General features: G+C 66.9%; 14 protein-coding genes. 10 read left to right on the forward strand and 4 right to left on the reverse strand.

The features are described 5' to 3' along the window. Positions 1-184: 184 nt before the first annotated feature. Together ACWDTF_RS11555 and ACWDTF_RS11560 are read right to left on the reverse strand one after the other, a co-directional pair. Positions 185-1,048, reverse strand: a complete 864-nt coding sequence (locus ACWDTF_RS11555; RefSeq protein ID WP_355277995.1) for a hypothetical protein — start codon at positions 1,046-1,048, stop codon at positions 185-187. Between the two features lie 180 nt (positions 1,049-1,228). Next, positions 1,229-2,506: a GAF domain-containing protein gene (locus ACWDTF_RS11560; protein WP_355277992.1), complete on the reverse strand. Its 1,278-nt coding sequence runs from the start codon at positions 2,504-2,506 to the stop codon at positions 1,229-1,231. A 257-nt stretch (positions 2,507-2,763) separates the two neighbouring features. On the opposite strand from ACWDTF_RS11560, the gene ACWDTF_RS11565 reads away from it, so the two are divergent. Both ACWDTF_RS11565 and ACWDTF_RS11570 read left to right on the forward strand, forming a co-directional pair. After that, positions 2,764-4,560 carry a DUF2207 domain-containing protein gene (locus ACWDTF_RS11565; protein WP_449754402.1) on the forward strand — a complete coding sequence of 599 codons (1,797 nt, stop codon included), beginning with the start codon at positions 2,764-2,766 and terminating at the stop codon, positions 4,558-4,560. A 41-nt stretch (positions 4,561-4,601) separates the two neighbouring features. Next, positions 4,602-5,171: a LemA family protein gene (locus ACWDTF_RS11570; protein ID WP_449754403.1), complete on the forward strand. Its 570-nt coding sequence runs from the start codon at positions 4,602-4,604 to the stop codon at positions 5,169-5,171. Positions 5,172-5,177: 6 nt separating this feature from the next. Here ACWDTF_RS11570 and ACWDTF_RS11575 read toward each other — a convergent pair whose 3' ends face one another. Next, positions 5,178-6,122, reverse strand: coding sequence for a helix-turn-helix domain-containing protein (locus ACWDTF_RS11575; protein WP_449754404.1), 945 nt, complete (start codon positions 6,120-6,122; stop codon positions 5,178-5,180). 1 nt (position 6,123) lies between these two features. On the opposite strand from ACWDTF_RS11575, the gene ACWDTF_RS11580 reads away from it, so the two are divergent. Further along, complete coding sequence (locus tag ACWDTF_RS11580) at positions 6,124-6,696, forward strand: TIGR03086 family metal-binding protein (RefSeq protein ID WP_449754405.1); 573 nt, start codon at positions 6,124-6,126, stop codon at positions 6,694-6,696. Here the strand turns inward: ACWDTF_RS11580 and ACWDTF_RS11585 are convergent. Beyond that, entirely contained in the window at positions 6,687-7,082 is a 396-nt protein-coding gene (locus ACWDTF_RS11585) for a YccF domain-containing protein (RefSeq protein ID WP_240857423.1), read from the reverse strand. The genes ACWDTF_RS11580 and ACWDTF_RS11585 overlap by 10 nt on opposite strands. A 50-nt stretch (positions 7,083-7,132) precedes the next feature. Here ACWDTF_RS11585 and ACWDTF_RS11590 point away from each other — a divergent pair, with 50 nt between their 5' ends. The 7 genes from ACWDTF_RS11590 to ACWDTF_RS11620 are packed head-to-tail and all read left to right on the forward strand — an operon-like array spanning position 7,133 to position 13,135. Then, positions 7,133-7,384 (forward strand): hypothetical protein, encoded by a 252-nt coding sequence (locus ACWDTF_RS11590; protein WP_240857424.1) that lies wholly within the window; start codon positions 7,133-7,135, stop codon positions 7,382-7,384. 45 nt (positions 7,385-7,429) lie between these two features. Next, on the forward strand, positions 7,430-8,755 hold the full coding sequence (locus tag ACWDTF_RS11595; RefSeq protein ID WP_240857425.1) for an NAD(P)/FAD-dependent oxidoreductase: 1,326 nt from the start codon (positions 7,430-7,432) through the stop codon (positions 8,753-8,755). Next, complete coding sequence (locus ACWDTF_RS11600; protein ID WP_240857426.1) at positions 8,752-9,519, forward strand: DUF1365 domain-containing protein; 768 nt, start codon at positions 8,752-8,754, stop codon at positions 9,517-9,519. Before ACWDTF_RS11595 ends, ACWDTF_RS11600 begins: the two co-directional genes overlap by 4 nt. Next, complete coding sequence (locus ACWDTF_RS11605) at positions 9,516-10,808, forward strand: class I SAM-dependent methyltransferase (RefSeq protein WP_449754406.1); 1,293 nt, start codon at positions 9,516-9,518, stop codon at positions 10,806-10,808. Before ACWDTF_RS11600 ends, ACWDTF_RS11605 begins: the two co-directional genes overlap by 4 nt. Then, entirely contained in the window at positions 10,808-11,725 is a 918-nt protein-coding gene (locus ACWDTF_RS11610) for a DUF1295 domain-containing protein (protein ID WP_449754407.1), read from the forward strand. The genes ACWDTF_RS11605 and ACWDTF_RS11610 overlap by 1 nt, the downstream gene beginning before the upstream one ends. Further along, positions 11,722-12,411, forward strand: a complete 690-nt coding sequence (gene sigK / locus ACWDTF_RS11615) for an ECF RNA polymerase sigma factor SigK (protein ID WP_449754408.1) — start codon at positions 11,722-11,724, stop codon at positions 12,409-12,411. Before ACWDTF_RS11610 ends, sigK begins: the two co-directional genes overlap by 4 nt. Next, positions 12,404-13,135 (forward strand): anti-sigma factor, encoded by a 732-nt coding sequence (locus tag ACWDTF_RS11620; protein WP_240857430.1) that lies wholly within the window; start codon positions 12,404-12,406, stop codon positions 13,133-13,135. The genes sigK and ACWDTF_RS11620 overlap by 8 nt, the downstream gene beginning before the upstream one ends. Positions 13,136-13,449 lie beyond the last annotated feature (314 nt).

Raw genomic sequence — 13,449 nt, forward strand, 5'->3', positions numbered from 1 at the left:
GTGGTCTGCATGTGATCTGTTGCACAGAGTAGGAGTGCCTTGGTTGCACGTGCGTTGCAGCGGTTGCAACGTGGCATCTGCGCTGATCACAGCCCTCCGACCTCGTCGGAAATCTGCACCTGGAAGCCCCGTGAGCTGCACAGTGCACCTGACGGCCCTCCCACGTACAGACATCCGACGGCGCTCAGCCGGCAATCTTCCGTCGCCCGTTGCGCCGACGTGGACCCCGATGCATCCCAAGTCGCGCCAGGATCTGAAGCTGTTCGAGCGTCTTCGGCCACTGATGGACCACCTGTTTGTAAGTCAGATGCTGCGGGATGTAGCCGAGCGCCGTCACCTTCAGGTCGCGAGCCCGGTCGCTTTCGTAGTTGTCCTCACCGGTGTGATGCGCTCGCGAATCGATCTCGAGCGCCAGCACCTCGCCGACGAGCAGGTCGACGCGGATGTCTGGTGCAATCCAGACCTGCGGGCGCACAGAGAAGCCCGCGCCGATGAATCGTTGCGCCGCGATGGTCTCGGTCCCCGACTCGGGTTTGTCGTCGGCATGGCGGACGATGTCGGTGAGGTAGGCCGGCCCACCTTTGAACAGCTTCACCATCGCGGCGCGTCTCATGAGCTTCTTGTTCAGGATTGACTCGCACAGGACGCGAAAACCCAGTTCGTCGACGCAATGTGGTGAGTACAGCAGCGCGGTCGCGACGTCGTCGACGGCGCCCACCGCGGCGACGTCACGCCCGTAGCGACGACACGCGTCGTCGGCCTTGATCTGCCCATGCCGGGTCACCCGGAAATGGCAGTCACGTGGATGCTCGGGTACCCACACCCCGTGCTTGCCGAGTGCAGTCAGACAGGACGCCACGCCACCGGAGCGAACAGCTTTCACCACAACGGGATCCGCGTCGCGCGTCGCGTACCAGCCGTGCCGTATCCGTGTCAGGAATCCGATTGCCATCGCTTCCCGAATCTCCCGTTCGGTGTTGCCGCACCTGATGAGCTGAGCGGTCGAGACGACGCCGCCGAACGTCTCGATCAGTTTCTCGAATTCCATGCGCGGCAGCATCGACGCCCGAAGGGCCCCGTGCGACCAGCCCAGCCCGGGCACCGCCGAATCTGTGGAGACCGTCCCAACTGTGGACAGCTCGCCTCGTCGGAAACCTGTACCTGGGAGCCTCGCCAATTGCACTGTGCACCCGACGGACCTCCCACGTACAGATTTCCGCGGGTCGAGCTAGAGGCCGTACCGCTTGTCGAGCAGCCGGATGCGTCCACCGGCGACCGCGCGGTCGGGATGTCCGACGGGGAGCCGATGCTCCAGGCGCCGCCAGGCAGCGAGGTCGTCGCGACCATGGATGGACGACGTCCACTTCCGCAGCGCCCCGACATTCCCTTCGGCGATCACCCGCGAACGCACGTCTTCGCGCAGTTCTTCGAAGATCTCGACGATGCCGGGCGCCGCCGATTCCACCAGCAGACCGCCACGGCCGAGTTCGTCGATCACCGACTCGAGTTCGCCTCCCGACGCGACCCGCGCGCGGATGTCGCCGACGTCCGACGACAACTCTGCCGTCAGCCGATACGGTCGCGAACCCACCACGTCGTCGCCGAGATCGCGACGCAGACGGGAGATCTCGGCGCGCACGGTGACCGGGTCGATGCCGTCCTCGGCCAGCTTCAGCGCCAGTTGCTCGGTGTTGAGCCCCTCGGGAAATGCCTGCAGCAGAACAAGAATCTCGGCGTGCCTGCGGGACAATGTCCTCGACGACGCGCCGGCGCGCTGCCACCGATATCCCTGGTCCGTCAGCACCGTGAGACGCGCGCCCTCGATCGTCTCGACAAAAGTATTGGGGTCTGCCAGATCAACTGCCTTGGACTGTAATTCACGCTCCACAGCGGCGACCACCGACCGCACCGCCGCCAATGCGAAAGGCGCTGCCACCTCCCGGCCTCCGGTCACGTCGATCACGCCCATCACGTGGCCGGTCAGCGGATCGTGCACCGGGGCGGCCGCGCAACTCCACTCCTGTACAGCCCCGGAGAAATGCTCCGGTCCGACGACCTGCACGCCGCGGTCGACGGCCAGCGCCAGCCCAGGCGCGTTGGTGCCGACCACCTCTTCGCTCCACACCGAACCCTCGACGAAGTTGATGTGGCTGGCCTTGTCGCGCGCACCCGTCTCGCCCTCGACCCACAGCAGACGTCCCACCTGATCGGTCAGCGCCACCACGACACCCGAGTCGGCGATCGCGTCGACCATCAACGACTGTACGAGCGGTCGAACGGCGGTGATGGGGTGCGCTGCACGGTACTCGGTGAATTCCGACTCGCTCATCGTCGGCGTCGACGACTTGTCGGGATCGGCCTCACCAGGGTCGACACCGCGGTTGAGGGAACGCGCCCACGACTCTCGCACCACCGACCGGACGGAGTCCTCGGGCGGGGTGATACCCGACAGGAAATTCTCGTACGCCTGACGGATCCGGGAGGCCACGGCGGCTGCGTCGCTCATTCATCCTCCGTCGATTGCCTCATAGGGTTCCGATTCTGCCGTGCCAAGTGTGACCTCGGCAACATTCCCCCGACGGAGTCGCTCGCGCGTGCTCGAGTCCAGAGTAGCCCGCATGCCCGTTTCGGGGGGTGTCGGTCGAAGGTGAGACATACCCTCCCACCTGGAGTGACGATCGACAGAGTCACTTACTTGTGGTGTGTCTCGGAAAATACGTGACCAGTCTCCGGCGTTGGAGACACACCACTAGGCTTCCGTGGATGAAGCGTGTACTGATGTCGGTCGCCGTCGCGGTGCTCGCGCTCATCGGCCTGGCGATCCCGTCGATCGACGTCGACGACGACGCCGGTTCGGGAGTCGACCCCGTCAGCATCACCGAGTACCGCGCCGAATACCGCGTCGCCGCCGACGGCAGGCTCACCGCCCGCGAGACGATCACCGCGGACTTCCCGGCATCCCGGCACGGAATCTTCCGGTTCTGGGACGTCACCGACTCAGCCGACTCGCATGTTCGCTACATCCCCGAGAACATCACCGTGGCGCTCGACGACGGTTCGGTGCCGGTGGACTTCAGCTGGGAATCGGGAAAGCGGTTCCGCGTCGCCAAGATCGGGGATCCGGACAGGTATCTCACGCCCGGCATCCACACCTATGTGATCACCTACGAGATCGCCGGAGCGATCGCACCGAGCAGCGCCGAGGACATGACGGCAGGGAGTTGGAGCGGCGGCGACACGTCTCGGTTCTTGTGGCGCGTCGTGCCCGACGGCTGGCGCATGGCCATCGCCCGATCAGAGACCGTCGTCGACCTCCCGGAGGCACCGCTGGCCACCGCATGCCGCACGAGGGACGGCACGGCCTGCACCATCACGAGATCCGGCCCGACGCAGTTCACGGTGACCACCGGCGCGCTCCACCCCAACACCGGGGTGACCTTCCGCGCCGACCTGCCGTCGGCCGCACCGGAGCGAGACGCCACCGCATGGCCCGTGTTCTTCGACCCCATCCTGGGCAGATCGCTGTGGGTGGCCATCGTGCTGGCGCTGCTGTCGCTACTGACCTTCGGGATCGGCGTCGCGTGGGTGCTGCGCAGCCGCGAGTCGACGCCGCTTCTGCCGGTGATGTACGAGCCACCCACCGATCCGCAGCGGCCCGGTGGGTACCTCGGTCCGGTGCAGTCGTATTTCGTCACGCGCGAGCGGATGCCGAAACGGGCACTCGTCGCGACGTTGCTCTACCTGGCGGATCGTGGATACGTCCGCCTCGACCGCGACGGCACCGAGTGGACGGTCACCTCCCTCGTCGACAGCAGTGCGTGGCAACAGATCGACGCGCCTTCTCGGGCGGCAGCGGGGGCGCTGTACCTGACGGGAGAAGCCGGACGCAGCTTCACCACCGACGGCTCGGTCGACGCCGGCGAGAAGCTGCAGGCGGCCACCGGAGCGCTGGCGTCCGCGACGTCGAAGTGGGCGGCGGAGAGCGGCGCCATCAACACCAGCAGATTCGAATGGACCGGTCGCGCACTGGTCGCGCTGGCACTCGTGGTGGCCGCGGTGCTGTTCTTCTTCCAATGGTTGCCGTTCTCGCTGATCGTCGCGCCCATCGCCGCCTTCGCCATCGGCGGCGCGGGACTGTACGCGGCAGGCGTCGGAACGCGACGCACCTTGCTCGGACGTGACATCTGGTCCCGCGCAGGCGGATTCGAGCGTCTGATCTCGACGACGTCGAATCAGGAACGTCTCGACTTCAGCGCCCGGCGTGAGCTCTACACCGATTACATCCCCTATGCCGTCGCCTTCGATTGTGCCGATGCGTGGGCCAAGAAGTACCGGATCGCGACGGGCTCCGAACCTCCGGTACCGGTGTGGTTCGGTCCCACCTCGAGCAGCACCACGCACGGGTTCTTCGGCGACGCGAGCGGTTTCGACAGTTTCGAGTCCAGCCTGTCCTCGTCGTTGTCGGCGTATTCGGCCACTCAGTCGTCGTCCTCCTCGGGCGGTGGTGGCGGCGGTTTCTCCGGCGGCGGAGGTGGCGGTGGTGGCGGGGGTTCCTGGTGACCGGAGATCATGGAAGCACTTACGCGAAAGGCATGTGAAGAATGACCGCAATCATCCTGATCGTCATCATCGTGGTGATCGTCGTACTCCTGGCCGTGTTCGCCATGGTCGGTTTCAACAAGCTGCGCCGCGCCGACATCGCGGCGCAGGAAGCGCTCGGCGGCATCGACGTCGCGCTGACCCGGCGCGCCGACCTGATCCCGAACCTCGTCAACACCGTGAAGGGGTACGCGGCCCACGAGCGCGGCGTCTTCGAGGAGGTCACGGCCGCACGAGCCGGGGTCGCCCAGGCCGCACAGAACGGGACTGTCGAACAGAAGGCCGCTGCCGACGGCGCACTCGGCCAGGCGCTCGGCCGACTCTTCGCCGTCGCCGAGAACTACCCCGACCTCAAGGCGTCGTCGAACTTCATCCAGTTGCAGAACGAATTGTCGGACACCGAGAACAAGCTGTCGTTCGCCCGGCAGTTCTACAACGACGCCGTCGCCCGGCTGAACAGCCTGGTGCAGACCATCCCGTGGATGTTCTTCGCCGGGATCGCGAAGGTCGGCAACCGCGACTTCTACCGGGCACCCGAGGGCCAGCAGGCTCCGCCGCAGGTCCAGTTCTGAACTCTCTCAGGTGAATCGGGCGGTGAACTCGCGCGGCGTCAGGCCGGTGACCGTGCGGAAGTCCCGCACCAGGTGTGCCTCGTCGGCGTAGCCGAATTCGGCGGCGAGGGCGGCCAGCGTGCCGTCGGCCGCGCGGAGCCGACCGGCCGCCTCGTGCAGCCGCCGACGCTGGATCAGCCACTTCGGCGTCAACCCCAGTCGGCGTCGGGTCAACCGTTGCAGACTTCGTTCGGTGAGATGGAATCGTGCACAGATCTGACCGATCGCGACCACCGACGAATCGTTCTCCACGTAGTCGACGATCTCGTTGATCAGCCGCCCGGCGTCGTCGAGAGGGAGGATCGGACGCAACCAGTCCTCGACCACGCCGGTCGCCGCACGCTGCGTGCTCTCCTCGGTGGGATCGGTGGCCATCGTCGTGCGCACCCGGTCGGCCAGCTCGGCACCTCGCTCGCCGAACACCTCTGACAGTTCGGCGTGCCGGTCGGTCCACTCGTCGACCGGACCGTCGAGCAGCAGACCACCGGCCGCCGGCGTGAGCATCACACCGACCGCCCAACCCTGGCCGCTCAGCGTCGTCTCACTCAGACCGGTCGCCACTCCGTAGAACCGGGCGTACTCGTTGCTCACCACCATGAGACAGACGGGATACTGCAGGACCCGTTGCGGTGCCTGACCGCCGGCTACATTCGGCCCGCTCGCTGCGCTCCCGGCGCCGGCTACATTCGGCCCGCTCGCTGCGCTCCCGGCGCCGGCCGGCACCGACCAGACCGGCACCCAGAATCGGCGGATCACCTCGGCCAGGTCGGGCGTCGGACCCCAACGGCCGATCTGGAACGAGGTGTCGGCGGGGTCGACGAGATGTGCTCGTTCGACGTCGTCGAGGCCGTCTCGCTCAGATCTGTCGCGAATGTTCAATCCCGGACCACCTCGCTCGCTGTTGACTGACATCATGACCACCTCCACTGACACCACACCAACCATCGCCGACCAGTACGCCGAACTCGCGACGGGTTTCGGCGCCGTCCTCGACACCGTCGACGCCAACGCATGGGCGGCCGCGTCGCCGTGCCCGGGCTGGACCGTCCGCGACGTCGTCGGCCACGTCATCGGCACGCAGCGCGACTTCTTCGGCGGCCACGACGTCGACCTCGGTGCCTCGCCCGACCTCGACGATCCCGCGTCGGCCTGGCGCGCACATCGCGAGAAAGTCGAGAGCGTCCTGGCCGACCCGCAGGTCGCCGAGTTGACCTTCGACGGCCACTTCGGCCCGACGACCGTCGGCGAAACACTGCTGAGGTTCTACGGTTTCGACATGATCGCCCACCGCTGGGATGTCGCGTCCGCCGCAGGTCTCGACCTTCGATTCACCGACGACGAACTCACGCAGATGGAGACCGCCGCCGACGGATTCGGCGACGCCCTCTACAGCGAGGGCGTGTGTGAACGCATCGATATCCCCGACGACGCCGACCGTCAGACCCGGCTCCTCGCACGTCTCGGTCGACGCAGCGATCAGCGGTAGGCGGCCTCGGGCGAGTCGGAGGGCACGATCTCGGCACCGAGCGGCAACAGCGAGATCGGCACCATCTTGAAGCTGGCGATCCCCAGCGGAATCCCGATGATGGTGATGCACATCAGAATTCCGGCCGTGATGTGGGCGATGGCGAGCCACCAACCGGCCACCACGATCCAGATGATGTTGCCGATCAGCGACATCGCACCGGCACCGGGCTTGCGCACGACAGTGCGCCCGAACGGCCAGAGTGCGTAGTTCGCCATCCGGAAGGACGCGATCCCGAACGGGATCGTGATGATCAGGATGAAGCACACGATGCCGGCCAGCACATAGCCAATGGCCAGCCAGATACCGCACAGGATCAGCCAGATCACATTCAGAATTGTTCGCATGCCCGCATTCTCCCCCGGAAACGTCTCCCAGGCGTCGATATGCTGTGGAGATGCCAGGACCGGGACGGGGACGCGAGGTGGCCTGGGCGATCCTGACCACGCTCACCCTGGTCGTCCGGATCCTCGCCACCATCGCCCTCGTGCTCCTCGCGATCGGCTGGGCGGTCGCGTCGATCCGCTCCTCGATCGACAACGACTTCCTCTGGCCCGCGGTCGCGAGCGCCGCCGCCCTGCTCGTCAGCACCTATCTCTACAGTCATCTGCGGGCGCGGTACCCACGCCGAAATGGCTGGATTCCGTGACTCCGATCACCCATCCACCAGGGGTTCGGGGTCCGAATACCGGGCATGACACTCACCGGTGAGCCCGGCCCACGATCGATCGCCGTCATCGGCAGCGGCGTCGCGGGTCTGACGGCGGCACATGTCCTGTCCTCGACCGCTCGCGTCACCCTCTACGAGTCCGACGACCGGCTCGGCGGTCATGCCCACACCCACGCGGTGACGATGCCGTCGGGCGCGACGGTCCCGGTGGACTCCGGCTTCATCGTCCACAACGACCGCACCTACCCGACCCTGCTGCGGCTGTTCGACGAACTCCGCGTCGCGACCCAGCCGACCGACATGTCGATGTCGGTGTCGTCGCGGATCACCGGCCTGGAGTACGCCGGCGCGCTCGGTGTGTCGGGCCTGTTCCCCACCGCGCGGAACGTGACCCGGCCACGGTATCTGCTGATGCTCGCGGAGGTGAAGCGGTTCCATCGGGCGGCGCGAACGCTGCTCGACGAGCCCGACGACTCCGGCCGCGACATCGCGCTCGCCGAGTTCGCCGAGCAACAGGGCTTCTCGTCGTACTTTCGCGACAACTTCCTGAACCCGCTGGTTGCTGCCGTGTGGTCGTGTGATGAGGCCCGTGCCGCCAGATATCCGGCGCGCTACCTGTTCACCTTTCTCGACCACCACGGCATGCTCTCGGTGTTCGGTTCGCCGCAGTGGCGGACGGTGGTCGGCGGGTCGATCAGCTACGTGTCCGCCGTCGCCGACGAGATCGGCTCGCGCGGCGGCGACGTCCGCACCAACGCACCGGTCACCCGCGTCACCGAGTCCGACGGTGGGGTCGAGGTGACCGCCGACGACGGCGCGGGCCCGTCGAGGTTCGACGCGGTGGTGATCGCAACTCACCCGCACCAGGCGCTGGGCATGCTCGCCGACGCGACCCCGCTACGACGCAAGGTTCTCGGCGACATCACTTACCTGCCCAAACCGGCTGCGCTGCACACGGATACATCGCTCATGCCCCGCGCGCGTCGGGCCTGGGCGTCGTGGAACTACCAGATCCGTTCCGACGGCGACGAGGTCGCGGTGACCTACGACCTGACGCGACTGATGCGGTTGCCGACGACAGACTCGCGGATGCTCGTCACCCTGGGCCGTACCGATCTGATCGACCCCACCCAGATTCGCGCGGAGATGACCTACGAGCATCCGCTGTACACCACCGAATCCGTTGCCGCTCAGGCGCTTCTCCCCCAGATCGACTCCGACACCATCGTGTTCGCGGGGGCCTATCACGGTTGGGGCTTCCACGAGGACGGCGCCGCCTCCGGTGCACGTGCCGCCGCTCGACTGGGCGTGACCTGGGGTCCCGATGTGACTCGACGGGTGATGGCATGACCCTCTCGAGCTCATCAATAGTCCCCTGCACGATCGGCCACACTCGTCGGACGCCGATCCGGCACGCCTTCACCTACCGCAGTTACACCTGGTTCGTCGACATCGACGACTTGCCGCAGCTGCCGCGCCATCTGCGTCCATTTGCCCGCTTCGTCCCCGACGACCACTTCCCCGAACCACCGACTCCCGGTGCTTCCCTGCGTGATCGGCTCGACCGTCACGTGCGCGACGCGGGTGTCGAGCCGGTCGACGGCCGGGTCACCGCGTTGCTCGCGGCGCGCGTCGCCGGGCATGTGTTCAATCCGCTGAGTGTCTTCTGGTGCCATCGCGCCGACGGTTCACTCGCCTACGTGGTCGCCGAAGTGCACAACACCTACGGCCAACGACACTGCTACATCGTCGCCACCGACACCGCCGGACGCGCAACCGTCGACAAGCGTTTCTACGTGTCGCCGTTCCATCCGGTCGACGGGCATTACACGCTGTCGCTCCCCGAACCCGATGCGTCGGGCCGGGTGTCGATCTCGGTGACCCTGCAGCGCGAAGGCCAGGGACCGTTCGTCGCGACTCTGCGCGGTCGCGCGACGCCGGCCACCCGCCGGGCGATCGTCGCCGCCCAGCTGCGAATGCCGCTCGCGCCGCTGGCGGTCTCGGCACGAATTCGACTGCACGGCATACGACTCTGGTTGCGGCGGCTGCCCGTCGCGTCGCGGCCGACACATCCTGAAACCACCACCGTCCACCTCGAGGAGGTCAACCGATGAGCACCCCCACCCAGAATCACGGCGGCAACCCGACCCCATCCGTCGACGCCGCGCGCTGGCCGGACGTCGCCTCCCTTCCCGGCGGCATCTCGTCGCGCGTGCGAGCGCGCGCGGCCGCAATGCTGTTCCGACGCAATGTGAATGCCCTCGACATCCGCGTAGAGTATCCCGACGGATCGCTCGGCGGACGACGCGCCGACGAGTTGCAGCCGCGGATGATCGTGCGCAGGCCCGACGAGTTCTGGCGCCGGCTCGGCTCCGGTGGTCTGATCGGTTTCGGCGAGGCGTTCATGGCCGGCGATTGGAGCACCGACGACCTGGTCGGCGTCCTGACGCCATTCGCCACCCGTGCGGCCCGGCTGGTTCCTCGCGCACTGCAGCCACTGCGCTCCCTGGTGTTGCCGAGACAGCCTGCGGCAGAGGAGAACACGACCGCCAATACGCGCAGCAACATCGCGCGACACTACGACCTCTCCAACGAGATGTTCGCCACCTTCCTTGACGAGACGATGACCTACTCCAGCGCCGTCTTCGACCAGCTCTCGCCCGAATCACCGCCCGCGTGGGCGGATCTCGCGGATGCGCAGCGCCGCAAGATCGATCGGCTCCTCGACCTGGCGGGCGTCGGGCCCGGCTCCCGCGTCCTCGAGATCGGCACCGGCTGGGGCGAACTGTGCATCCGTGCCGCCCAACGTGGCGCCACCGTGCGATCGGTGACCCTGTCGAGTGAACAGCGCGACCTCGCGCGTCGCCGCGTCGCCGCGGCCGGCTTGTCCGAGCGGGTGCAGATCGATCTCCTCGATTACCGCCATGTGCAAGGAAGTTACGACGCGGTGGTCTCCGTGGAGATGATCGAGGCCGTTGGCGAAAAGTATTGGTCCACATACTTTTCCACCATCGATTCGGTGCTCGCCCCGGGTGGTCGGGTGGCCATTCAGGCCATCACCATGCCGCACGACCGCATGATGGCCTCCCGCAACACGCACACCTGGATTCACAAGTACATCTTCCCCGGTGGCCAGCTGACCTCCGTACCGGCCTTGCGTGCCGTCGTACGTCGTCACACGGAACTTCGCCTGACACATGGGATCTCGCTCGGCCCGCACTATGCGGAGACGTTACGGCTGTGGCGCGAACGCTTCCTCGCCCACAGCGACGACGTGCTGCGCCTCGGCTTCGACCAGACCTTCCTGCGCATGTGGCAGTTCTATCTTGCCTACTCCGAGGCCGGATTCCGCGCCGGCTACCTCGACGTGTACCAGCTGGTCTTCACCCGGGAGCCGTCCTGATGTCCGGGTGGTCTGGGTTTCTCGTACTGACCGTCGCCGCGCTCCTGCTGCTGGCGGTGATCCAGGGCGTGGCGATGTTGATCGGCCATCGCATCGGTCGCTACAACGTCGTCGACGTCGTGTGGGGACTCGGTTTCGTCGGCGTCGCCTGGCTCGCGGTGGCCATCGGTGACGGCGACGCCACCCGTCGCTGGCTGCTGGCGATCCTGACCTCCGTCTGGGGGTTGCGCCTGTCCTGGCACATGCACGTCAAGTCCCGCGGTAGGGGCGAGGACCCGCGCTATACCGCGCTACTCGAACGTGCCGGCGCCGGGAGCGCAGCGAGCGGGCCGAATGTAGCCGGCGCCGGGAGCGCAGCGAGCGGGCCGAATTTGGCCGGCGCCGGGAGCGCAGCGAGCGGGCCGAATGTAGCCGGCGGCAACGGCCTCGGGATCGTGGCGCGCAAGATCTTCGCGACACAGGGCGCATCGCAATGGTTTGTCTCGTTGCCGATCCAGGTGTCGGCGGTACTGGGATCTGGCGGAACCCTGGCCACGGTCCTGACCGTCGTCGGGACCCTGCTCTGGGTCGGCGGGTTCGGTTTCGAGGCGATCGGCGACGCGCAGTTGCGGCGGTTCAAATCCGACCCCGCCAACAAGGGCGTCATCATGGACCGCGGGCTGTGGTCGTGGACCCGCCACCCCAACTACTTCGGCGACGCGTGCGTCTGGTGGGGCATGTGGATCATCGCCGCGTCGGTGTGGCCGGGCGTGCTCACCCTGCTCTCACCGATCGCAATGACGTACTTCCTCGTGTACGCGACCGGCGCACGGCTCCTCGAGCAGTCGATGAGCAAGCGACCGGGCTATCCCGAGTACCAGGCACGCACGTCGTACTTCTTGCCTCGGCCGCCGCGCAAGGTCACGGCAGCGCCATGATTCTCGCGCCGGGTCTGTTCTCGAGCGTCGTCGGCGCGCCCGCGTTGTTGAGCGCCTCGGGCGGGCGCACTAATGTGACCCTCGATGACCGCGTTGAGATTCGGCCCGCTCGCGTGACCGCACAGTCCTCCACCGAGGTGGCGAGGCTTGCCGGGCTGCTCGCGCGGGTCGCGGCCCGGGATCAGGCGGCATTCGCGGACTTCTACGACACCACGAGCGACCGGGTGTACGGAATGGTACTGCGCGTACTGCGCGACCCCGGATACAGCGAGGAGACCACCCAAGAGGTGTTTCTGCAGGTCTGGCGCACCGCGGATTCCTACTCCCCCGACGCCGGGTCCCCGCTGTCGTGGCTTCTCACCCTGGCGCACCGTCGCGCGGTCGACCGGGTTCGCAGCGAGACCGCCAGTTCCGCGCGCGAGGCGCGCTATGGCGCGGAGAACTACGAATCCACCTTCGACACGGTGAGCGAGGCGGCCGGGTCGGCCGAGACCACCGAGGCGGTCCTGGGGTGCCTGGACTCGCTGACCGACACGCAGCGCCAGTCCGTCGACCTCGCCTACTACCAGGGACTCACCTATCGGGAGGTCGCCGAGCGGCTCGCGGTCGCGCTGCCGACGGTCAAGAGCCGCATTCGCGACGGTCTCACCCGGCTGCGACGCTGTCTGGGAGATCGTGATGTCTGACGACGAGCTCCTCGAACTAGCACCCGTGGTCGGACTCAACGCGCTGTCCGACGACGAGCTCCGCGAGGTCGAAGCACAACTGGCCGACGCCTCACCCGCGACGCGCGACGAGTTCGCGCGCCAGGTCCGCGCCACCAGGGAGGCGATGGCCTCGGTCAGTTCGGTCACCGCGACCGCACCTCCGTCGACGCTCCGCGACCGAATCCTCTCGTCGGTGACCGAGGGTGAGGAAACCGCGACCAGCGAGACGTCGAACGTGGTGTCACTGCCGAATCGGCGCCGACGGATCATCTATTCGGCTGCAGCCGCGGTGGTCGCCATCGCGGTCGGTGCGGTCGGCTGGGCGATCGGGTACTCGATGACCGACGACGACGCGCCGCCACCCGGGCCCGAGCAGGTGTTCGCCGCCAAGGATGTCCAGTCCTCCGCCGGCGCTGTCGCCACCGGAACCGCAACCGTCTACTTCTCGCACAGCACTGATTCCGGTGTCCTGGTCATGAATTCGGTCCCACCGCCCAAACCCGGCACCGTGTACCAGATGTGGCTGGTCGGCCCCGAAGGTGCACGATCGGCCGGCACCATGACCGAGAAGGACGTCCAACCGGTCACCACCGCGGTCATCCCGAACCTGCAATCGGCGACAGCGCTCGCCTTCACCGTCGAACCGCCCGGCGGGTCCGCCAGTCCGACGACTCCGTTCGTCGCGCAACTCCCGCTGAGCTGATCCGACGAGCTTGGTGACCGCCGCGCGAACTGCGGAAATCCGTACCTGGGAGGCGCGCCGAGTCACAATGCATGTGGTCGGGTTGAGGTGTACAGCCATCCGACGGGTCGCGATCTGAATGCGTCGCCCTCGGCAACCACGCTTTTCCCACCTCCACGATCGCCGACGTAGCAACGCTGACTCGAGAGATTCGGTGAGCGACGCTGTGAACTGGGGAAATGCGTCAGCGTCCTGCCGAAAAATCTAGGGGAAGAACTTTCTTCCCCGGGGTTCACAGTCCTCCGCGAGTAATTTCTGGGGGAAGACACCAAGGG

The organism is Gordonia sp. NPDC003422, assembly GCF_053588675.1.